Consider the following 21,880-nt stretch of genomic DNA (forward strand, 5'->3'; position numbering starts at 1 on the left):
GGACGCGGTGCCGACGCACCGCGGAAACGGGCGCCGACCGGGTGGGCGACGGGCTCCGCTCGTGGGACGGCACGTGTGTCAGGGGCACGGCAGAGAGGTGCGTGTGACCGAAGGGCGACGTCCGCCCCGCCGGCGAGGCCGGCGGCAGCGTGCACCGCTGGGCAGCGTGCACCGGCGGCAGCGTGCACCGGTTGGGCAGCAGGCACCGGTTGAGCGGCATGGGCGCGTTCGTCAGCCTGCCGCGCCCACCCTCAGGCGCTCGCCCGCCGCACCAGTGAGGTCGGCAGCAGCAGCGAGGGCGGCAACCCGGAGTCGCCCGCCAGTTCACCCAGCAGCCGCCAGGTCATGGTCCGCCCCAGCTGCTCGACGTCCTGCCGCACGGTCGTCAGCGGCGGGGTCGCGGTGGACGCGAGCAGCGAGTCGTCGAACCCCACCACCGCCACGTCCTCGGGCACGCGCAGCCCGCGGGCGTGCAGCACCTGCAGCACGCCCAGGGCGATGATGTCGGCCGCGACGAACACCGCGTCGAGGTCGGGGGCGCGGCGCAGCAGCTCCTCCATCGCGCCGGCACCGCTCTCCGGCGTGAAGTCGGCCTCGGCGACGAGGTCCGCGGACAGCCGCGCCTCGCCCAGGCCCCGGCGCCAGCCGCTCAGCCTGTCGAGGCCCGCCGCCATGTCGCGCGGGCCCGCCACGGTCGCGATCCTCGTGCGGCCGAGCGACACCAGGTGCCGCACGGCGTCGAGGCCGCCGGTGAAGTTGTCCGAGTCCACGAACGGGACCGTGCCCGCGGCGAGCGGGCGGCCGCCGACCACGACCGGGAGGCCGATCTCCTGCAGCAGGTGCGGCAGCGGGTCGTCGCCGTGCAGGCTCACCAGGAGGGCGCCGTCCACGTGGCCGCCCGCCAGGTAGGCGAGGAGGTCCTCGTGGTCCTCCGGGCGGCTGAGCATGAGCAGCAGCTGGATGCGCCGCCCGGTCAGTTCGGCGTGGACACCGCGCATCACGCCCGCGAAGAACGGGTCGCCCAGCACCCTGCTGCCCTGTTCGGACACGATCAGCGCGATGGCGTTCGCCTTGCTGCCCGCGAGGGAGCGGGCCGCCTGGTTCGGGCTGTACTTCAGGTGCGTGATCGCGGTGTGCACGGCGTCGCGGGCCCTGGCGCTCACGTACTGCTCGCCGTTGATCACCCTCGAGACCGTCGACTTGGACACCCCGGCGAGCCGCGCGACCTCCTCGATCCGCGGGCCGGGCCGTCGTTGCCGGTCGATCTCCGTCATGCCGCTCATCGTAGGAGTCCGCGAACATCAATTCGAATGTGACGAAACACCCGCGTGTCACATCGTGAGAGCGCGTTCCCGGCACGCCGGTGTGCCGGGAACGCGGCTGGGTACGGAGCGGGACGCCTGTGCCGCGCAGAACGTCCCGCCCCGAGGTCGGTCAGGGCTCCACGCCCCACACGAGGGCACCACCGGTGTGGGCGGTGACCCGGTCGAAGTCCGTGAGAGCGCTCACGCGGTAGCTGTGGTCGTCGGACTGGGTGAAAGAGGACCAATCGGACTTCGCTGCCCTCACCTGGATCTCGCCCGTGCTCGCCCCGGCCGCGAGCGTGCCGGACGCGAACGTCACCTCCAGGTACGCGTCGGCTCCCGGGCGGGCGGTCGCGAGCTTCACGACGCGCACCTGGACGGAGGCGCAGCCGATCTGCGCCCAGTCGCACCACACCTGGTAGGCCGGCGAGGGTGCGTCACCGGTGAACCAGTACCGGATCGTGGTGCCGGTCAGGCCGGCCGCCGACGTGCCGCGGTTCGTCAGCTGGAGCGTCGCGCCGACCTGGTTGGACGTTGCCGCGCCGGATCCCCTTTGCTGCACGGTGAGCGTGCTCGCGACACCGGGGAGCGTGCGTGTCGTGACCGGGGTGCTCGCGGCCGACGCGTTGCCCGCCGAGTCCCGTGCGCGCACCGAGAACGAGTACGGCGTGTCCGGTGTGAGACCGGTGACCCGGAGGCTCGTCGCCGACGTCGTGCCCGTGACGGTAGTGCCGTTGAGCACGTCGTACCCCGCCACCCCGACGTTGTCCGAGGAGGCCGTCCAGCTCAGGGTGACGGCGGTGGTCCCGGCGTTGGAAGCGATCAGTCCACTGGGGACGGACGGCGCTTCGCTGTCCGGCACGCCACCACCGGGCTCGGTGCCCCACACGGTGTTCCCGTCCTGGCGCAGCACGATCCGCTCGGTCTGGGCGACGGTGTTGCCGCTGCCGAGCCCGGCGTGCGACCAGTCGTTGGACGGGTCCCACGTGCCGGCGCTGGTGATGCGGAACTGCACCTCCTTGCGGAACGCGGACTGCCCGGCCGGCGCGACGCCCGGACACGGCACGTCCACGTAGTACACCGAGCCGCTGTGCTGGGTCGGCGCACTCGGTGTGCCGCACTGGTTGTAGTTCGTGGTGACGGTGATCTGGCTCGGCGTCGTCGATCCGTCGAGTGTGAAGTAGTAGCGCAGCGAGCCGTTGAACGTCCGCGCTGGCCACGCGCTCTTGTTCAGCACGAACGCCTTGATCTCGGTGAACTGGGCGGCGCTCTGGTTCACCGACGCCTGCACGGTCAACTCGGGGCCGTCCGGGGTCTCCGCGACCGGGAACGACGTGAGCGGCGCGCCGCCGTACTCCCCGTACAACCGGGCGAGGGCGCCGGTGAAGCCCGCGTTGTAGTCGAGCGCGACCTCGTTCATCACGTAGTCGCTGCGGCTGTCGGTGTAGGCGTCGTTGTTGGTGCTCGGGCCGCCGACCAACGCGCCGTACAGCACGTGGCGGCTGACGGTGGGTTCCTGGATGCTGTCGGCCCACGAGCCGTGCGCGCCGCGGTGGTGCGGGTTGCGCGGCGGGTTGGTGCCGAAACCGACGACGTAGCTCGCGTTGCGCGGGTTGTCGCCCAGCGCGTAGTTGATCTGCCGGACGCCGAAGTCGTGGTAGGTCCGCGCGCGGGTGCTGTCGCGTGTGGACAGCCAGTCCGAATACGTCAGCGCGGCGAACGCGGTGTTGGCGGCGTACCGCAGCGATCCCCAGCTGTCGAGCACCGCCTGGCCGCCGGGGGAGTAGCGCACCCGGTTGCCGTTGTGGCCGGTCGTCCAGAAGTCGAGCCAGCGGTTGGCGTCGGTGACGTAGGTCTGCTCGCCGGTCAGCTGTGCCATCAGAACGTAGGCGCCGTAGGACTTGTCGTCCCACGCGATGGTCCACTTGTAGGAGCGCTCGGAGCTCTGCGGTTCGGTGCCGAGCTTCTGGTACTCCGCCTTCGCCTTGGTCAGGTAGCTCGCGTCCCCGGTCGCGCGGTGCAGCCAGATCGCGCCCCACACCAGCTCGTCCTGGTAGCCGCTCCACGAGTTGTAGAAGCTCGCGGCGTCCGTGATGCACGAGCTGTACTTGCCGCGGTAGGTGTCGGCGAAGGTGTAGAGCTGCTTGGCGTGCGTGAGCAGGGTGGCCGAGTAGGCCGGATCGGTGCTCTGGAAGACCATCGACGCCGACGCCATCGCCGCCGCGTACTCGCCCGCGAGGTCGGAGCCGGGACACGAACTGTCCACTTTGTACGACGGACGGGCCATCGGCATGACCTCGGCCGATCCCCACCAGGCGTGGTCGGGGTTGCCCGCGCCGATCTGCCCGTAGACGACGTTCGGGGACGGGTGCGCCTTGATGATCCAGTCGGTGCCGTGCCTCAGGTTCGCCAGCAGGTGCGGGAGCTGACCGGAACTCGTGTAGGCGGCCCGGTTCTCCACGGCGCCCCACGCGAGCATCGACATGCTGAACGCGAACGGGAGCCCGAACTTCACGTGGTCGCCGGCGTCGTAGAAGCCACCGGACAGGTCCAGGCCGACGTCCGAACCGTCGCGCACGGCCGAGTCGGCGCGCCAGCTCACGCGATTGCCCGCCGGTAGCCGCCCGGACCGCTGGGCGTCGTAGAACCAGACGGACTTCTGCAACGCCTCGCCGTAGTTGAACGCGGGCGCGGCCGCCGACGGTGCCACGAACGGGCCCGCCATCCCCGCCAGCAGCGCGGCGAGGACGACTGCCACGGCTCTGAACCCGCGAGTGTGCACGTCAGCCTCCAAGGTCCCGGATCTGGGAGCGCTCCCAGAATTCGGACTGTAACGGTCACGAAGTCCGTGTGACAGAGGCGATTCCGCGTTCGAGTCGAATCGACGGAACGCCTGTCCGCCTTCCGGGTGGCTCAGTACAGTCCCGAGGCCTGGGAACGCTCCCAGGCTCAGGAGGTGTGTCATGACCGGAAGGCGTGTCGCCGCGCTGGCGGCGGCTTTCGTCTCGGTGGCGGCGAGCGCCGGCCTTGCGATCGTGGCTCCCGCCGCCGCGGCGCCGGGTTGCGAGGTCGACTACGCGGTTCCCAGCCAGTGGCAGAACGGGTTCACCGCGGCCGTGTCGGTGACGAACCTCGGCGAGCGCGTCGACGGCTGGCGGTTGACCTGGACGTGGCCGTCCGGGCAGCAGGTGACCCAGGCGTGGAACGCCACCGTCACGTCCTCGGGCGCCGAGGCCACGGCGTCGAACGCCGGCTACAACGCGGTGATCGAACCGAACGCCAAGGTTTCGTTCGGCTTCAACGGCAGCTGGTCCGGCACGAACACCGCGCCGCGGTCGTTCGCCCTCAACGGCGTCACGTGCACCGGCGAGCCGGGCCCCTCGCCGACGACGACCACCACGACGACGACCACCACGACGACGACCGGAAACCCCGTGCCCGGCGACGCCATGGCGCAGGTGGAGGCGATGCAGCCCGGCTGGAACCTCGGCAACACGCTCGACTCGACCGGGAGCGACGAGACGTCGTGGAGCAACCCGCGTGTCACGGAGGCCTTGCTGGACAACGTGAAGGCGCAGGGCTTCAAGAGCATCCGCATCCCCATCACGTGGGGCCAGCACCAGGGCTCGGACCACGTGATCGAGGCCGCGTACCTGAACCGCGTCAAGGAGGTCGTCGGCTGGGCGCTCGCGGACGGCTTCCAGGTGATGATCAACATCCACCACGACTCGTGGCAGTGGATCTCGGCCATGCCGTCGAACCGGACCGGTGTGCTCACGCGCTACAACGCGATCTGGACGCAGCTCGCGACCGCGTTCAGGGACTCACCGGGCAGGCTCGTGTTCGAGAGCGTCAACGAGCCGCAGTTCACCGGCAGCTCGGGTGACGCCCAGAACGCGCAGCTCCTGCACGAACTGAACGCATCCTTCCGCGACATCGTGCGGCGCTCGGGCGGCAACAACGCGAGCCGCCTGCTCGTGCTGCCCACCCTGCACACGTCGTCCGAGCAGGCCCGGCTCGACGAGCTGGCGACGTCGATCCGAGGTTTCAACGACCCGAACCTGGTCGCCACCTTCCACTACTACGGCTACTGGCCGTTCAGCGTGAACGTCGCCGGCGGCACGCGCTACGACGCGACCGCGCAGAAGGACCTGACCGACTCCTTCGACCGCGTGTACAACACCTTCGTCGCCCGCGGCGTGCCGGTGGTCCTCGGCGAGTACGGGCTGCTCGGGTTCGACCGGCACACCGGCACGATCGAACAGGGAGAGAAGCTCAAGTTCTTCGAGCACCTCGGGTACTACGCGCGCACCAAGAAGATCACGACGATGCTGTGGGACAACGGCCAGCACCTCGGCCGCACGTCCTTCCAGTGGAGCGATCCCGAACTCGCCGCGCAGATCAGGTCGAGCTGGTCCACCCGGTCCGGCACGGCGTCGACCGACCAGGTGTTCAGCGCCAGGTCCGGTGCCGTCTCCGCCAAGACGATCACGTTGAACACCAACGGAACCACGTTCAGCGGCCTGCGCCAGGGCACGACCGAACTGGTGCGCGGCTCCGACTACACGGTCTCGGGCGACCAGCTCACCCTCACCGCGCCGGCGATGACCCGGCTCAGCGGATCCCGCGCCTACGGCACGAACGCCGTGCTGACAGCGCACTTCTCGGCCGGGGTGCCGTGGCGGATCAACCTGGTCACCCACGACACCCCGGTGCTGGCGAGCGCGACCGGCACGACGAGCTCGTTCTCGATCCCGACCACGTTCCGCGGCGACCTGCTCGCCACGATGGAGGCGAAGTACGCGGACGGGTCGAACGCGGGACCGCACAACTGGACGTCGTTCAAGGAGTTCGACCGGGCGTTCGCGCCGAACTACACGACCGGCGCGACGACGCTGACCCCGGAGTTCTTCGCCGAGGTCAACGACAACGCGCGGGTGACGCTGACGTTCCACTACTGGAGCGGCGCCACCGTCACCTACCACGTCACCAGGTCGGGCAGTTCCGTCAGCGGGAGTCCGTGACCTTCAGGCCGAGGCGGAGCGCGTCGATCTCGTCGGCGAACATCCGGCGCGTGATCGCCGCGCTCTCGACCAGCGCCGTGCCGTGGAACGTGGCGGGGTAGAGGCGCAGCTCGGTCGCCACGCCCGCGTGGGCGAGGCGCCGGGCGTACTCCATGCCCTCGTCGCGCAGCGGGTCGTACTGGCACACGGTGACGAAGGCGGGCGGAAGGCCCGAGAGGTCGGTCGCGCGGGCGGGTGCGGCGTAGGGCGAGACGTCCTCGCCGCCCCGCTCGCCGCCGAGGTAGGCGGTCCAGCTGTAGATCGCGTTGGGGCGGTTCCACAGCGGGGTGTCGACGTAGTCCCGCATCGACTCGGTGTCGAGGCGGTCGTCGAGCTCGGGGATGCCGAGGTACTGGAAGGCGAGCGCGGGGCCGCCGCGGTCGCGCGAGAGCAGCACCGTTCCGGCGGCGAGCCCACCACCGGCGCTCTCGCCGCCGACACCGAGGCGTGCGGGGTCGATGCCCAGCTCGTCCGCCTTGGCCGCCGTCCACACCAGGGCCGCGTAGCAGTCCTCGACCGGTGCCGGGAACGGGTTCTCCGGCGCCAGCCGGTAGTCGACGGACACGATCACGATGTCGAGCTCGTCGAGGATCTTCTTCGCGTGCGCGTCGAACATCTCGACGCTGCCGACGATGAACCCGCCGCCGTGGATGTAGACCAGGCCCGGCACGGGGTTCTCGGTACCGGCGCGGCGGTAGACCCGCACCCGGACGTCGGGGGCGCCGGACGGGCCGGGGACCGTCTCGTCGCGGACGTCGATCTGGTTGACCGGCTCGTAGACCGGCATGAGGTGGGCCAGCTCGGACTGCTGGGAACGGGCGAACGCCACGGCCTCGTTGCTGGTCATGTCGAACTGCGGCAGCATGTCGAGCCAGGGCAGGACTTCGGGATCGATGTCGTAGCTCATGTCGTTGATCCTCGGCTCGGTGCGGCGGTGCGGGCAGCCGACACGTGGCGGGTGATTCGCGTCTCTCTCCAGCCACCTGTCGGGGCTATGGTGTCTGAATGAGAGGTTTGCTGCTGAGGCTGTCCGGGCTGGACGCCGACGCCGAGAGCGCCGTGAGGGTGATCGGTTTCTTCGATCGCCTGATCACCGAGCGCGCGAGCCTCGACACGTTGGTGCGCAGCACGTCCGAGCTCGCGGGCTGCCCGGTCGGCCTGCACGCGCCCGGCCAGGGCCTCTCGCTGCGCGCCGACGCCGGCGGTGCCGTCACGGCGGGTCCGGTGCCCGCACGCGCCGCGGTCCGCCCGCTGGAAGGCGGCGTGCAGGTCTGGGTCGCGCGGGAGGGTGCTGCGGTTCCGCTCGACGACATGCTGCTCGAACGGTTCGCGATCGCCGCCGCCGTGCTCCTGGAGCACTCGAGCGTGCCGCTGCCGGAGCTGGGCGACCCCGCGCTCATCGAGCTGGTCCTCTCGGAAAGCGTTGGCACGGCGGAACGTTCCCGCGCCCTGCACCTGCTCGGCATCGCCGCCACCGCCCCGGTGCGCGTGCTTGCGTCGACGGGGGAGGTGCCAGGACGGTCGGTGGTGCTGGGGAACGTGCGGGCGACGTTGACCGCCGACGTGCCGGAAACGCGCGGCCGGCTCGGCGTCGGACCCCTGCTGCCCGCGATGGACGCGGCGAAGTCGTGGCAGGGCGCGCGAACGGCGCTGCGGTACACATCGGACGGTGAGCCGGTGGTGTGGTGGGAGAAGCTCGGCAGCCTCGGGCTGCTGGCCGAACGTCTCACGCCCGCGGACGTCTCGGCGCTGCCCGACGTGGCCGCGCTCGACCGCCTGGCCGGCGAGCCGGGCATGATCGCGATGCTGGACGCGGTGTGCGCCACCGGTTCGCTGCGCAAGGCGGCGACGGTGCTGCACCGCCACCACAGCACGATGACGGCCCGGCTGGCACGCGCCGAGTCGGTGCTGGGGTTCGGTCTCGACGAGGCGCACGGCCGGTTCCGGTTGCACCTGGCGCTGATGTTGCGGCGGCTGCGGGAGAACGCGTCCGACTAGTCCGTGGGTGTGCGGTTGTCGCGTTCCAGCGGGGTTGGTCGCGTCTGGTTGGTCGGGTCGCGTTGCGTGGCCTGGTTGCGCGGGTCTTGACGAGTGTTGGGGTGCACCGGCTCCCAAAGCAGCACAGTTCAGACGGCTCGCTGCGCATCGCCACGGTGGATGCGTGGTCGGCCTTGTGCGGGTGGGCGCCGGGTGGCACCGCTCGCCAGGACTGCGTGCGTGGTTGCGGTGCGTGGGCGAGTGCGGGTGGTACCGCGCGCCGGGCTTGCGTGCGTGGTTGCGGCGGGTGGCGCCTGCGGTCCGCCCCCAGCTCGACCGCACGACCGTCGGACTAACCGCTGACCGGCGCCTGCCACAACCCGACCAGCGCGTCGACCAGCCCCGTGGCGGCGTCGTGCCAGCTGGCCCGCGGCGTGCGCGTGTTCTCGGCGAGGGCGCGCTCCCGTTCGGCGATCATGTGCACGAGCAGCTGGCGCGCCATGTCGTGGCGTTCTGCCCGCACGTCGTCCGGCAGGTCGGTCAGGCACGCGTTCAGGCCCGCCAGAATCCTCACCTGCGAGGGTGACGAGCGCGTCTCCTCGATGATGATCGGCCGCAGGGTCGGGTCGGTCATCACCTGTGCGCCGAAGCGGGCGAACCAGGTGGGGCTGCCCACCTCGTCCAGGTGCACAGTGACCGGGCGGACCAGGCAGTCGAGCCAGTCGCGCAGGCCGGGGGAGGTGCCGAGGCCGGCGACCATGCGCTGCCGGATCTCCTCGACGTGGGCCAGGTGCTTGCGCGCGATGGCGCGGACCAGGTCGGCCTTGGTGCCGAAGTGGTAGCCGACGGCGGTGTTGTTGCCCTGTCCGGCCGCCTCGCTGACCTGGCGGTTCGACACTGCCACCACGCCGTGCTCGGCGAACAGGCGCTCGGCCGCCGTGAGGATCAGCTCGCGGGTGGCGTGCGCGCGCTCCGCCCTGGACTGGCTCTCCACCTTGTTCATCGTCACCTCTGTTCCGGACATCCGGGACATCCTTGCACCGCTCGATGTTAAGTCAAGTGACTGACTTAGACTCGGGGGCGTGCTCCTCGAAGAAACGCGTCCGGTGACGCGCCCGAACGTCGTCGTGGCGGTGCTCGCGGCGGGCGGCATCGTCGTCTCGTTGATGCAGACCCTCGTCATCCCGCTGCTGCCGAGGTTCCCGCAGCTCCTGGGCTCGTCGCCCGGCGACACGACGTGGGTGATCACCTCGACGCTGCTGGCCAGCGCTGTCGCGACGCCTGTCATCGGGCGGCTCGGCGACATGTACGGCAAGCGGCGGATGTTGCTGGTCAGCCTGCTGATGGTGGTCGTGGGCTCGGTGATCGGGGCGCTGAGCCACTCGCTGGTGCCGCTGATCGTGGGGCGCGTGGTGCAGGGCATGGCGGTCGGCGTCATCCCGCTCGGCATCAGCATCATGCGCGACGAACTGCCGAGGGAGCGGTTGGCCGGCGCGACCGCGCTGATGAGCGCCTCGCTCGGCGTCGGTGGCGCGCTCGGCCTGCCCGCGGCGGCGTTGCTGGTCGAGCAGAGCGACTGGCACATGCTGTTCTGGACGTCGGCGGGAGCGGGCGTGCTGGCCGTGGCGGCGGTGCTGATCTGGGTGCCGGAGTCGCCGGTGCGCAGCGGCGGCCGGTTCGACCTGCTCGGCGCGGTCGGGCTCTCGGTCGCGCTGATCAGTCTGCTGCTCGGCGTGTCGAAGGCGTCGGAGTGGAGCGGCGGCGCGGTCACGGGCCTGTTCCTGGTGGCGGCCCTGGTGCTCGGCCTGTGGGGCTGGTGGGAGCTGAGGTCGTCCCAGCCGCTGGTCGACCTGCGCACCACGGTCCGGCGTCAGGTGCTGCTCACGAACATCGCGTCGGTGTCGTTCGCGTTCGCCCTCTTCGCGCAGTCGCTGGTGCTGCCGCAGGTCCTGCAGCTGCCGGCCTCGACGGGTCACGGCCTCGGGCAGTCGTTGCTCGTCACGGGCCTGGTGCTGGTGCCGTCCGGACTGGTCATGATGGCGACGGCGCCGGTGTCCGCCCGCATCTCGAACGCCCGCGGCCCGCGCGTCACGCTGATCATGGGCGCGCTCGTCGTCGCCTTCGGTTACGCCGTGGGCATCTTCATGCTGACGTCGATCTGGCAGCTCGTGGTCGTCTCGGCCGTGATCGGTGCCGGCATCGGCCTCGGGTACGGCGCGATGCCGGCCCTGATCATGGGCGCCGTGCCGACGTCGGAGACGGCCGCGGCCAACAGCCTCAACTCGCTGATGCGCGCCATCGGCACGTCGGTGTCGAGCGCGGTGGCGGGCGTCGTGCTGACGCAGGTGGGCGCGCCGTTCAGCTTCCAGCTGATCATGGGGCTGGGCGCCGCGACCGCGTTGCTGGCAGTCGTGGTCGCGACGTTCATCCCCGCGCGTCAGGCGCGCCCGGTCAGCTGAAGAAACGGGTGATCTCGCGGGCGACGACGTCCGGCTGCTCCTCGGTGAGCCAGTGGCCGGACCCGTCGACCCGCACGACCTCGGGCCGCTCCGCGACGTTCGGCAGCGCCGCCACGAACTGGTCGTAGGACAGGACCGACGCCAGCCCCAGCACCGGCGGCGTGAGCTTGGCGTAGGTCTTGCCGTCCGCGATGTCCTGCTGGAACGCCTGGTACCAGCCGTTGCCCGCGCGGATGGCGTCCGGGGAGTCGTAGGCCCGCGCGTAGATCTGGCGCGTCCGCTCGTCGATCGCGGACGGCGTGAACGCGGTGTTCGCGAACAGCCAGTCGAGCAGGTGCCGGAACCGGCCGGTGAGCAACTGCTCCGGAAGCTGCTGGACCTGGTTGAACGCGAACCACCACGGCGTGAAGCCACCGGGTGGGGGCAGCAGCGGGAGCTGGTAGAAGCTCTCGTCGGGGTGCAGCACGTCGAGGAACGCCGCCTTCGCGGTGGCCTCGGGGAAGTTCGCGGCGAACGAGAACGCCGTCATGGCACCGATGTCGTGCCCGACGACGCCCACCTGGTCGTACCCGAGCCTGCGCACCAGCTCGCGGACGTCGGTCGCCATCGTCTTCTTGTCGAACCCGCCGCGCGGCTTCTCCGACGAGCCCTGTCCTCGCAGGTCGACGGCGATGACGCGGAACTTCTCCGCCAGCGCGGGCATGATCTTGTGGAACGTCCACCAGGTCTCCGGCCAGCCCGGCAGCAGCACGAGCGGTGCGCCCCGGCCGCCCGTGACGTAGTGCAGGCGCACCCCGTTGACCTGCGTGTGGTTGTGCCGGAAGCCCGGGAGGTCCGGCTCCTTCGGGCTCCCGGCTCCGGCCGTTCCCGTGCCCATCGCGAGTGCGGCGCCCGCACCCAGCGCGAACACGCTGCGTCTGTTCAGCTCCATGTCCATCGGCCCCCAGCCTCTGTTCGGAGCGGACATCCGAACAGAGCGGCCGACCGGCGTCAACCCAGCTCGGCGGAGTCCGTGAGCCGCAGTTTGCGCCGCGCCCGCTGGTAGAACGTGGTCATCCCGAGCCTCACCACCCGAGCGGCGGCGGCGCGGCCGCGCAACGACACCCGCTGGCCCGGCTCGACGTAGCCCGCGACCTGGCCGTCCACCTCGACCGCCAGGCGGCCGCTCGACGGCAGCAGGTCCAGCTCCACGTCGTCGTTGACCGAGAGCACGACCCCGCGGCTGTAGGCGGAGTGCGGGGCGGCCGGGGTGACGAGCAGGGCCTCGACGGACGGGCTGGTGATCGGGCCGCCCGCCGAGAAGCTGTACGCGGTGGAGCCGGTCGGGGTGGCGACGATGACGGCGTCGGCGGCGTAGCTGACGAACGGCTGGCCCGCCACGCGTACGGCCACCCGTGCGCCGCCCTCACCGGGGATGCGGACGACGGCGACGTCGTTGAACGCCGTGACCTTCTGGCCCTGGAACTCCGCGTCGACGGCCAGGCGCGGCTCGACGGTGAAGTCGTGGGCGTCGATGGCGGACAGGGCCGCGGGCAGGTCCGGGACGTCGACCTCGGCCAGGAAGCCGAGTCTGCCCAGGTTGACGCCCAGGACGGGGGCGCGTTCGCCGTCGGCCAGGCGCATGGCGCGCAGCATCGTGCCGTCGCCGCCGAGGCTCACGACCAGGTCGGCGCGGCGGCCCAGCTCCTCCGCTGTGACCGGGGTGGCCTCGCAGCGCAGGCGCTGGATCTCGTCGGAGATGCCGAGGATCTCGACACCGCGGTTGGTCGCCCAGCCGAGGACGGCCTCGACCGCGGCGGCGGAGTCTCGTTGCGGGTGCAGCACCAGGCCGGCGGCGTGCACGTCAGGTCGTCCTCAGTCTCGTCACGGCTCCAGTCTGCCGAATTTCGGCGGCGGGCGTGGCGGTGAGGAGGAGTCCGCAGTGGACTCGCGTTCGCAGGTCGGCGGCATGACCATCCTGTCAGCCGATCCGGTCCCGCGCGCTCAGCCGCAGAACTGCCTGATCGTGCCGGTCAGGACGTCCGTGAGGCGGTCCAGCGACGCCAGGTCGACGTACTCGGTGGCCGCGTGGGCGCCCGCGCCGTCGACGCCGAACAGCAGGCACGGGATGCCGGCGCGGTCCAGCAGGGCGCAATCGGTCCAGAACGGCTCGGCGCGGAGGACCGGCGGTTCTCCCAGGTTCGAGATGAGCGTGCGGACGATCTCCGCGTCCGGGTCGGCCTCGAACGGGTCCCTCGCCAGGCCGCGGGTGAGCGTGGCGCGGAAGTCCGGGACCGCGGCGGTGAGGTGGCCGAGGATCGTCCGCAGCTCGTCCTCGGCCTGCTGCGGGAACTCGCCGGGGACCGTGCGGCGTTCGAGGGTGATCCTGCACGCCGAAGGGTAGGTGGAGGCCTCCTCGCCACCGCTGATCAGGGACGCGTGGACCGTGCCGGTCCCGAGCAGGGGGTGCTTCGGGCCGTTCGCGAGGTCGGCTCCGAGCTGCTCCAGCGCGACGAGGAAGTGGCCCGCCTTGGCAATGGCGTCGACGCCCAGCTCCGGTCGTGAGCCGTGGGCCGCCCTGCCTCCTACCTCGATCTCGAACCATACGAAACCCTTGTGCGCCAGCGTGACCTCGAGGTGGCTGGGTTCGGTGACGATGGCGGCGTCGGCGGTGAAGTGGCGGAGCACCTCTTCCGTGCCGAAGCTGCCGTGCTCCTCGTCGGCGACGCACGCGACGATGACGTCGCCTCGCAGCGGGCGTTCGGTGGCTCGGGCGGCGGCGACCATCATGGCCGCGATCCCGCCCTTCATGTCGAACGTGCCGCGGCCGTACATCCTGCCGTCCTGGACGGTCGGCTGGAGCGGGTCGCCGGCGTAGCCCGCCAGGCCCACGGTGTCGACATGACCGTTGAGCATCAACGACTTCCCGCCGCCGGTGCCCCTCCTGACGGCGACGAGCGACGGTCTGCTGGGGCGTTCCTCCAGGCGGTGGACCTCGAAGCCGCGGGTCTGGAGCCAGCCGGCGCAGAAGTCGGCGATCCGGCGTTCGCCGTGGCCGCCGGGGACGAGGTCGGGGTTGACGGAGTCGATGGAGATCAGGTCGGCCAGCAGGTCACGTGGGTTCACGGGCGTCCTTCGGTGCTGATGAGAACGGCGGTGCCGATGTCGCCGAGGTCGCTGCGGAGTGCGCGCAGACCCGCGAGAGGTGCGGCGCCGCACGGTCCGGAGTGGACGTTCAGCGCGTGGAGGTCGTTCATGGCGTTGGTGCATTCGTCATCGGAGATCGCCACGGCTGCGTCCAGGCCGTGGAGCAGGAACGGCCACGAGGTGGTGGACGGCGTGCCGCAGTTCAGCCCGGCCATGATCGTGTCACCCGTCGGGACGGTGGTGAGCTCGCCCGCTTCCAGACTGGCGAGGACGCAGGCGGCGCTGTCGGGTTCGACGGAGAGAAGGCGCGTGCGGGACTCACGGCTGCGATAGTGGGTGATCACGGCCTGCGCGAACGAGCCGACGCCGACCGGGATGACGACGAGATCGGGTTCCTCGTCGAGCTGCTCGTCGATCTCGTGGCACAGGGTGCTGTACCCCTCGACGATCCAGGACGGGACCTCCTCGTAGCCGGGCCACCCCATGTCCTGCACCAGCACGCCGTCGGCGCCCGCGGCTTCGGCGACCGCGTCGTCGTACGTGCCGTCGACCACCGTGACCTGGGCGTTCTCGGCGCGGATGGCCTCGATCGCGTGCTCGGGGACCGTGTTCGGCACGAACACGTGAGCGCGCTGGCCGTGCAGGCGGGCCATGCGCGCGACCGCGCGGCCGTGGTTGCCGTCGGTCGCGGTGGTGAGCGTGACCGGGCCCGTTCGCTGCCGGAGGACGCGGTGGACGGCCCAGGACGCGCCGAGAGCCTTGAAAGCGGGCAGTCCGAGCCGGGAGGATTCGTCCTTGACGAACAAGCGGCCGATCCGGAGCTCCGCGGCGAGCGCCGGCAGCTCGGTCAGCGGAGTCGGTGCGTAGCCGGGCAGTCCGGAGTGGAACACCCGCACCTCGGTGGGCGCGGGCGGGTACCGGCGGCTGCGGGCTCCTGGCCGCGAGAACGTCATGGAACACAGCGTGCGGTGGCGCGGATCATCGGTCCAGCGCATGTTTTCGACGTTTGTCGGTGGGAGAATCCGACGAGTCGGGGAGGAGGTCGCCGGATGAGCGACGAGGAGCTGATCGTCGAGTTCGCGCTGGCCCGCCTCGACAACCCCGCCCTCGACCTGGAGGAGGTCGCCGCGCTGGTCGTGCGGCGGGTCGGGCCGGAGCGCATGGTCGAGTTCGCCGGGCAGACGCTGGTGCACCGCGACGAGTTGCGGGGAGCGGTGTTCCCCGCGGCGGTCGAGCACGTGCTGCGGGTGGTGCTGACGCTGCGCGGGCCGCGCGACTAGAGCTGCTCGGCGGCTTGCTTCGTCAGTTCGATCACGCGGCCGGCCAGCGGTGACAGCGTGCGGTTGGCCTGCCAGGCGAGGTAGATCTCGCGCGGGGAAAGGCCCGGTTCTTCGAGCTCGTGCGTGTCCAGGTCCGTGGGCAGGTCCAGCGCGAGACGCGGCACGACGGCGAGACCCATGCCGGCGCGGACCATCGAGAGGACGCCGCGGTTGTCGGCCGTGCGGAAGACGATCAGCGGTTCGACGCCGGCGTCGGCGTAGACGCGTTCGACCCTGGCCTGGTCGCAGATCGGCGGCTGGGCGACCATGGCGGCGCCGTGCAGGGCGTGCAGCGGGACCGGGCCCGCCGGGAACTGGCCGGGGCGGGTGACCAGCACGTACGGGTCGTCGAGGATCTTGACCTGCTCGACGTCGCCGTGCAGCCGGCCGTCGAAGAAGACCAGGTCCAGGCCGTCGGCGCGGGGCTGGTCGGTCTCCTCCTCGAACAGCCTGATGTCGGCGTTCGGGTGTTCGGTGAGGAGCTGGCGCACCACGGTGGGGAGGATGACGTTGGTGACGCTCTGGAACGTGCCGATGTCGACGCGTCCTTCGCCTGCTTTGAAGCGTTCGACGGCGTCTTCGGTGGCTTGGGCACGTGCGAGGACCTCACGTCCGTGCGCCAGCACGACCTCGCTGAGGGGCGTGAGCCGGACGGGTTTCGGGCCTCCCGGGCGGTCGAAGACGGCGCCGCCGACGGCCTTCTCCAGTGCGGCGACCTGCTGGCTGACGGCCGACTGGGTGTAACCGAGGCGGTCGGCCGCCTTGCCGAAGGTGCCTTCGGTGGCCACGGCGTCGAGGGTGGCCAGGTGCCGCAGGTCCATCACGGCTCTGATGATAAGCAATGCTGGTTATTATGAGCAGAATCTATCGCTTTTGTTAATGAACGTTCGTTTCTAGCGTTGCTGGCATGAACCCGCGATGTGCGCTGTGGCTGCCGCTGTTCGACGCGCTCGCCGATCCGTTGCTCGTCGCTCGTCTCGCCGCCGAGGCGGAGAAGGTCGGCTGGCACGGGCTGTTCGTCTGGGACCACGTGCGGTGGCGTGAGCCCGTCACGCACGTGGCCGACCCGTGGATCACGCTGGCCGCCGTCGCGTCCGCCACCTCGGCGCTGCGGTTCGGGCCGATGGTCTCGGCGATCACCCGTCGCCGGCCCGTGAAACTGGCCCGCGAGACCGCGTCGCTGGACCTGCTCGGAGGCGGGCGGCTCGTGCTCGGCGTGGGGCTGGGGAGCGACCGGTTCGCCGGTGAGTTCTCGCGGACCGGCGAGGAGTGCGACGACCGGGTGCGCGGGCGGATGCTGGACGAGTCGCTGGAGGTCCTGCGGGCGGCGTGGTCGGGGGAGGTCGTGCACCACCGCGGCGAGCACTACGCGGTGGACGGTGTGAGGTTCCTGCCGCGACCCGTGCAGCGGCCCGGCGTGCCCGTGTGGGCGGCCGGGTTCCCGGGGAACTCGCGGCCGATGCGCCGGGCGGCCCGGCTGGACGGGTTCTTCCCGGTGAACCTGACGTCCGCCGGCGAGTTCGCTGATGCGGTGGGGAAGGTGGAGGCCTTGCGGTCCGGTGGACCGTTCGACTACGTGTGCGAGGTCGAGCCCGGTGCGGACGTCACGCCGTTCGTGGATGCCGGGGCCACGTGGTGCCTGACGGCGTTCGACCCTGCTTCTTTGTCCGTGGATCACGTGCGTGGCGTGCTCCGTGATGGACCGGCGGTGCGGTGATGCTCGTCAACGGCGTGGAGTTGTGTGTTGAGACCTTTGGGGACTCGTCGGATCCCGCGGTGTTGTTGATTCACGGCGCGTGCGCGTCCATGTTGTGGTGGGAGACGGAGTTGTGCGCCTCTCTCGCGGCACGGGGTCGGTTCGTGATCCGTTATGACAACCGGGACACCGGGTTGTCGGTGAGCTATCCGCCGGGGCGGCCGGGGTATGTGTTGTCGGACATGGTGCTGGACGCCGTGGGGATCCTCGACGCGTTGGGTGTCGCACGGGCCCATGTGGTCGGACGGTCGATGAGCGGTGCCATCGCTCTGGCTCTGGGAGTGGAGCACGCGGATCGGGTGGCGTCGCTGACGTTCGTCGCGACCACCACCGGTGACCCGGACCTGCCGCCGATGACCGAGGCGTTCCTGGAGGCGTCTTCCGAGGAGGCTCCGTCCGATGTGGAGAAGATCGTGTCGGTGCTACGGGCTTATGCGGGTCCATCGCCGTACTTCGACGAGGAGCACGTACGGCAACTGGCAGTGCAGGACGTCGCACGGACGGTGAACGTGGATTCGGCTATGTCCAACCACTTCTGCATCTCGTTCGACGCTCCGCGTGCTGGCGGGTTCGGTGACGTCGTCGCGCCCACTTTGGTGGTACACGGTTCGCTCGATCCGGTCTTTCCCCTGGAGCACGGGGAAGCTCTGCGTGACGCCGTGCCCGGTGCTTCCCTGCTCGTGCTGGACTCGGTCGGGCACGACCTCCCCCGTCCGGTGTGGCCGCGGTTCGTCGACGCTCTGGTGGAGCACTCGGCTTGAGCGGTGCTCGATCGCGGCTGCACGGAATTGTCAGGGGTGCCGGGTAACGTCCCGTCCATGAGTGCAGCTGGGGATCGGATTCAGGAGCTCGCCGCGCGGATCGTCGAACTGCGTGACGCGTACTACCAGGGCGAGCCGCTGGTGGCGGACGCCGAGTACGACGCGATCGAGGACGAGTTCCGCGCGCTGGTGGCCGAGCACCCGGAGCTGGCGCCGCAGGACAACCCGCTGGACCACGTGGGCGCGCCTTCGGTGCTGCACGCGCCGGTGCGGCACTCGCGGCCGATGCTGTCGCTCGAGAAGGCGAACAAGCCCGAGCAGGTCGAGTCGTTCTTCTCGCGGTTCCCCGGCCAGCCCGTGGTCGTCATGCCGAAGCTCGACGGGCTGTCGCTCGCGCTGGTGTACGAGAACGGCCGCCTGGCGCGCGCTGTGACCCGTGGCGACGGCACGACGGGTGACGACGTCACGTTCCTCACGCGCGCGCTGTGCGACGGCGTGCCGGACAAGGTCGAGGCACCGGGCCGGGTCGAGGTGCGCGGCGAGTGTGTGATGCTGCGCTCGACGTTCGACAAGTACAACGCGGCGCACCCGGACAAGCCGTTGATCAACCCGCGCAACGCGGCCGCGGGCACGTTGCGCGCCAAGGACCCGAAGGCCGTCGAGGGCCGGCGCATGCAGTTCTTCGCGTTCGACCTGACGACCGAGCCGGAGAGCGCCGACTCCGACCTCGACGCGGGCTTGCGCAAGCTGGGTTTCAGCGTCGCCGAGATGAAGCACTGCACGACCGCCGCCGAGGCCCAGGAGCTGATCGGCGGCATCGAGCAGGCGCGCAACACGCTCGACTACGACCTCGACGGCGCCGTGCTGCGCCTGGCGAACCGCGACGCGTTCGCCGCCGCGGGCACCCGTTCGTCGTCCCCGCGCGGCGCGATCGCGTACAAGTTCGCCGCCGAGGAGAAGACGACGGTCCTGAAGGACGTCGTCTGGGACGTGGGCAAGACGGGCAAGATCGCCCCGGTGGCGTGGCTCGAGCCCGTGTTCGTGGGCGGCACCACGGTGACGCGCGCGACGCTCGCGAACCAGGAGGTCATCCGCTCGAAGAACATCAAGATCGGCGACACGGTCCTCGTCCGCCGCGCGGGCGACGTGATCCCGTTCGTCGCGGGCGTCCTCGACGAGTCGAAGCGCACCGGCACCGAGCAGGAGATCGTCCCGCCCTCGGAGTGCCCGTCCTGCGCCCAACCGCTGACGGAGCAGGGCAACAGCCGCGAACTGTTCTGCACCAACGCCGCCTGCCCGGCCCAGACCGTGCGCCGCCTCATCCACTGGTCCTCCCGCGCCGCCGCCGACATCGACGCCATCGGCCAGGTGTGGATCGAACGCCTCGCCGAGACGGGCGACCTGGTGAACCCGTCCGACTTCTACACCCTCACCAAGGAACGCCTGCTGGAGTTCGACCGCGTCGGCGAGGTCTCCGCGACCCGCATGATCGAGTCCATCGACCGCAGCCGCTCCGTGGGCCTGCGCCGAGCCCTGATCGGCCTCTCGATCCCCATGGCCTCCGAAGGCACGGCCGCCCGCCTGTGCCGAGCGGGCTTCGGCTCCCTGGAGGAGGTGGCCGACGCGGGCGTCGAGAAGCTGGTGGCGGTGGAGGACATCGGCCAGAAGGTGGCCGAGTCCCTCACCCAGCACCTGGCCCGCCTCCGCCCGGAGATCGAACGCCTCCGCGACCGAGGCGTCTCCCTGGAGGTCCGCGAAGAGGACCTCCCCCCGGTCGTGGTGGCGGGCGCACCCCTGGAAGGCAAGTCGGTCGTGATCACGGGCTCCATCAGCGACCCGCGCTCAGGCGAGAAGGTCACCCGCCCGACGTTCCAGAAGATGTGCGAACGAGCGGGCGCCACCGCCGCCTCCTCCGTCTCGGCCACCACCGACCTGCTCATCACGGGCGAGGGCGTGGGCGCCAACAAGCTGACGAAGGCGGAGAAGCTCGGCGTCGAGGTGGTGGACCAGGGCGAGATCTGGACGAAGCTGATCGCCGCGGGCATCGCCTGACAGGCGGTGCGGGGCCGGCGCGGGAAAGCGCCGTTCCGGGGAGGCCGCGCGGCCGGAGGTGGCTCGGGTTCCGGTTGGGGCACGCGGACGACGCGGCAAGCCGCGTTGGGAAGCGTGGCCGGATCCGCAAGGCGCGGCCTGAGGGGCGCCGTCCAGCGTCGGGCCACCTGGCGCTGGAACGGGCAGGGCCAGACCCTTCATGGGAAAGCGCTGTCGGCGCGACTTTCGATGGCCGCCGCTGTCCAGGCGGGCGTTGCCGGCCGCGAATGAAGAGCCCGCGCCGCCAAGCGAGGTGCTGCCCGCAGTGCGGAGGGCTTCCGCGTTGCCAAGCGAGGTGCTGCCCGCGGATGCGGAAGAGCTTCCGCGTCGGCGGGGTTGGCGGCTGCCACCCGGAAGCGGAAGGCTTCCGCGTTGCCGGGGTAGGAGGCTGCCACCCGGGATGCGGGCACAGCCCCGCCTTGCCAGAACAAGGCGCCGCCACCCGAATGCGACAGGCCTCTGCGTTGCTGGGGAAGGGGGCTGCCACCCGGATGAGGGCGAAGCCCGCCTCGCCAGAGCAAGGCGCCGCCACCAAGAACGCGAAAAAGCCCCCACGCTGCCTGGGGGAGGACGGCAGCGTGGGGGCCGAGTCCTCAGTCCGCCGAGGGGCAGCGGCCTGAGGATGGTGCCGGCGGAACCGTGCACCTCTCGAAAAGAGGGCACGTCCACCGGCGGAAACCCTTGAGCCGTCTGGGGGTCACGGCTCGCGGGCGGGGCTTGGTCGGTCGGTACGGCGGTCGCCTCTCGGCGGTGGGCACGACGCGGTTCCTGCCGAACGGTATTCCGCGAAGGCGATTGTGTTGGGGCCCGGGGACTCGTTCCGCACCGACCACCCTGTACAACGGCGCGGGGCTCCGTTGTGTTTCCGGGACGATCTGTGTGCTCGCTCACCGGAGTCGTTGTCCCGCAAGTTGAAGACCCTCAAGCCGCCGGGGGTGACGACTTGAGGGCGGTGCCGGCAGAACGTTCCCCTATGGGGGTGAGGGCACGTTCCAGCCGGCGGGAGGCCTCAAGTCGTCTGGGGGACAACAACCTGAGGCGGAGTTCGTGGTCGGTGCGGCGGTCGCCTCTCGGCGGTGGGCACGACGCGGCTCCAGCTGAACGGTATTCCGCGAAGGCGATTGTGTTGGGGCCCGGGGACTCGTTCCGCACCGACCAACCTGTACAACGGCGCGCACTTCTGTTGTGTTCCAGGGGAACCTGTGTGGCGGGTCACCATCCGGAACGCCGAACACCTTCGTGTGCAAGGAGAAACGGTGTGCGAGGAGGAACGGGTGGTCGGCGCGGCAGGAGAGGCCCGCGCCGACCGGACGCCCTCAAGCCGCCTGTCGGGGAGGCTGACTGCTTGAGGGCGAGCTGGAAAAGGCCGGTGCGATCGGTCGCCTCTCGGCGAGTGGCTCTGCGCGGTACCAGCCGAACGGTCTTCCGCGGAGGCGTTGAGGTGAGGCCCGGGGGACACGGATCGCACCGACCAACCTGTACAACGGGCGTGGTGCCCGTTGTGTTTCCGGAACGATCTGTGTGGTCGCTCACCGCGTGCCGGCCCGTCCGCTCCGACGGCACGTCACCGGGAAATCGGCTCGGACGAGCGGCGGGCGGGCAGGACGAGCGCTCCGCCCGGATGGTGCGGGCCGACGTCGGACGGCCGCGGCGCGGCGGACGCGAACCGGACCTCGACACACGCCCTAGATGTGATGTCCAGGGAGGTTGGTCAGCCGGGTGATGGGTGGCTGGCCTCCGAGGGCGGAGTGAGCTCGGTGGTGATTGTAGAAATGCAGCCAGCCGGGCAGGGCTGCTCGGCGCTGGGTTTCTGAGGGGTAGTGGCGGGCGTAGGCCCAGCCGTCGGCCAGGGTGCGGTGGAAGCGTTCGATCTTGCCATTGGTCTGCGGACGGTAGGGCCGGGTCCGTTTGTGCCGGACGCCGAGCTCGGCGCAGGCGTCGCGCCAGGCATGCGAGCGGTAGCAGGATCCGTTGTCGGACAACACTCTTTCGACCATGACATCGCGGTCGGCGAACCAGGCGAT

Annotated in this window: 17 protein-coding genes; 7 read left to right on the top strand and 10 right to left on the bottom strand. The window is 70.7% G+C overall.

The window, feature by feature from the left end; translation table 11 throughout:
- Positions 1 to 251 precede the first annotated feature (251 nt).
- A complete protein-coding gene (locus BMY74_RS25270; RefSeq protein ID WP_425434856.1) occupies positions 252 to 1,274 on the bottom strand; it encodes a LacI family DNA-binding transcriptional regulator in 1,023 nt (340 codons plus the stop codon).
- Positions 1,275 to 1,434: 160 nt separating this feature from the next.
- Positions 1,435 to 4,062 (bottom strand): glycoside hydrolase family 9 protein, encoded by a 2,628-nt coding sequence (locus tag BMY74_RS25275; protein WP_245786347.1) that lies wholly within the window; start codon positions 4,060 to 4,062, stop codon positions 1,435 to 1,437.
- A 205-nt stretch (positions 4,063 to 4,267) separates the two neighbouring features.
- On the opposite strand from BMY74_RS25275, the gene BMY74_RS25280 reads away from it, so the two are divergent.
- Positions 4,268 to 6,328 carry a cellulase family glycosylhydrolase gene (locus tag BMY74_RS25280; protein WP_089920209.1) on the top strand — a complete coding sequence of 687 codons (2,061 nt, stop codon included), beginning with the start codon at positions 4,268 to 4,270 and terminating at the stop codon, positions 6,326 to 6,328.
- Here BMY74_RS25280 and BMY74_RS25285 read toward each other — a convergent pair.
- Entirely contained in the window at positions 6,312 to 7,274 is a 963-nt protein-coding gene (locus tag BMY74_RS25285) for an alpha/beta hydrolase (RefSeq protein ID WP_089920211.1), read from the bottom strand. The two genes, BMY74_RS25280 and BMY74_RS25285, sit on opposite strands and share 17 nt — an antisense overlap.
- Positions 7,275 to 7,372: 98 nt before the next feature.
- Between BMY74_RS25285 and BMY74_RS25290 the strand changes: the two genes are divergently transcribed.
- On the top strand, positions 7,373 to 8,365 hold the full coding sequence (locus BMY74_RS25290; protein ID WP_089920213.1) for a helix-turn-helix domain-containing protein: 993 nt from the start codon (positions 7,373 to 7,375) through the stop codon (positions 8,363 to 8,365).
- 331 nt (positions 8,366 to 8,696) lie between these two features.
- Here the strand turns inward: BMY74_RS25290 and BMY74_RS25295 are convergent, their stop codons facing one another.
- Complete coding sequence (locus tag BMY74_RS25295) at positions 8,697 to 9,368, bottom strand: TetR/AcrR family transcriptional regulator (protein ID WP_245786348.1); 672 nt, start codon at positions 9,366 to 9,368, stop codon at positions 8,697 to 8,699.
- A 142-nt stretch (positions 9,369 to 9,510) separates the two neighbouring features.
- On the opposite strand from BMY74_RS25295, the gene BMY74_RS25300 reads away from it, so the two are divergent.
- The gene (locus BMY74_RS25300) at positions 9,511 to 10,803 is read left to right on the top strand and encodes an MFS transporter (RefSeq protein ID WP_089920326.1); all 1,293 of its coding nucleotides are present in this window, start codon (positions 9,511 to 9,513) and stop codon (positions 10,801 to 10,803) included.
- On the opposite strand, the gene BMY74_RS25305 is transcribed toward BMY74_RS25300, so the two are convergent.
- The 4 genes from BMY74_RS25305 to BMY74_RS25320 all read right to left on the bottom strand — a co-directional run bounded on the left by BMY74_RS25305 (position 10,796) and on the right by BMY74_RS25320 (position 14,882).
- Positions 10,796 to 11,740, bottom strand: a complete 945-nt coding sequence (locus BMY74_RS25305; RefSeq protein WP_342717944.1) for an alpha/beta fold hydrolase — start codon at positions 11,738 to 11,740, stop codon at positions 10,796 to 10,798. The two genes, BMY74_RS25300 and BMY74_RS25305, sit on opposite strands and share 8 nt — an antisense overlap.
- Positions 11,741 to 11,793: 53 nt before the next feature.
- Entirely contained in the window at positions 11,794 to 12,645 is an 852-nt protein-coding gene (locus BMY74_RS25310; RefSeq protein ID WP_089920215.1) for an NAD(+)/NADH kinase, read from the bottom strand.
- A gap of 141 nt (positions 12,646 to 12,786) precedes the next feature.
- A complete protein-coding gene (locus BMY74_RS25315; RefSeq protein ID WP_089920217.1) occupies positions 12,787 to 13,908 on the bottom strand; it encodes an ArgE/DapE family deacylase in 1,122 nt (373 codons plus the stop codon).
- Complete coding sequence (locus BMY74_RS25320; RefSeq protein WP_245786349.1) at positions 13,905 to 14,882, bottom strand: pyridoxal-phosphate dependent enzyme; 978 nt, start codon at positions 14,880 to 14,882, stop codon at positions 13,905 to 13,907. Before BMY74_RS25320 ends, BMY74_RS25315 begins: the two co-directional genes overlap by 4 nt.
- A gap of 96 nt (positions 14,883 to 14,978) precedes the next feature.
- Between BMY74_RS25320 and BMY74_RS25325 the strand changes: the two genes are divergently transcribed.
- The gene (locus BMY74_RS25325) at positions 14,979 to 15,209 is read left to right on the top strand and encodes a hypothetical protein (protein WP_089920220.1); all 231 of its coding nucleotides are present in this window, start codon (positions 14,979 to 14,981) and stop codon (positions 15,207 to 15,209) included.
- Here the strand turns inward: BMY74_RS25325 and BMY74_RS25330 are convergent.
- Positions 15,206 to 16,069 carry a LysR family transcriptional regulator gene (locus tag BMY74_RS25330; protein ID WP_089920222.1) on the bottom strand — a complete coding sequence of 288 codons (864 nt, stop codon included), beginning with the start codon at positions 16,067 to 16,069 and terminating at the stop codon, positions 15,206 to 15,208. The genes BMY74_RS25325 and BMY74_RS25330 overlap by 4 nt on opposite strands.
- 86 nt (positions 16,070 to 16,155) lie before the next feature.
- Here BMY74_RS25330 and BMY74_RS25335 point away from each other — a divergent pair, with 86 nt between their 5' ends.
- From BMY74_RS25335 to ligA, 3 genes are read left to right on the top strand one after another with little or no spacing between them, the layout of a single operon-like run.
- Positions 16,156 to 16,965 (top strand): LLM class flavin-dependent oxidoreductase, encoded by an 810-nt coding sequence (locus BMY74_RS25335; RefSeq protein WP_089920224.1) that lies wholly within the window; start codon positions 16,156 to 16,158, stop codon positions 16,963 to 16,965.
- Positions 16,965 to 17,765 carry an alpha/beta fold hydrolase gene (locus BMY74_RS25340; protein WP_089920331.1) on the top strand — a complete coding sequence of 267 codons (801 nt, stop codon included), beginning with the start codon at positions 16,965 to 16,967 and terminating at the stop codon, positions 17,763 to 17,765. Before BMY74_RS25335 ends, BMY74_RS25340 begins: the two co-directional genes overlap by 1 nt.
- 57 nt (positions 17,766 to 17,822) lie before the next feature.
- On the top strand, positions 17,823 to 19,817 hold the full coding sequence (gene ligA / locus BMY74_RS25345; protein WP_089920226.1) for an NAD-dependent DNA ligase LigA: 1,995 nt from the start codon (positions 17,823 to 17,825) through the stop codon (positions 19,815 to 19,817).
- Between the two features lie 1,724 nt (positions 19,818 to 21,541).
- On the opposite strand, the gene BMY74_RS25350 is transcribed toward ligA, so the two are convergent.
- A partial coding sequence (locus BMY74_RS25350; protein WP_143091699.1) for an integrase core domain-containing protein occupies positions 21,542 to 21,880 on the bottom strand: 339 nt, incomplete at its 5' end.

Source organism: Lentzea albida, from assembly GCF_900111005.1.
GTDB lineage: Bacteria > Actinomycetota > Actinomycetes > Mycobacteriales > Pseudonocardiaceae > Lentzea > Lentzea albida.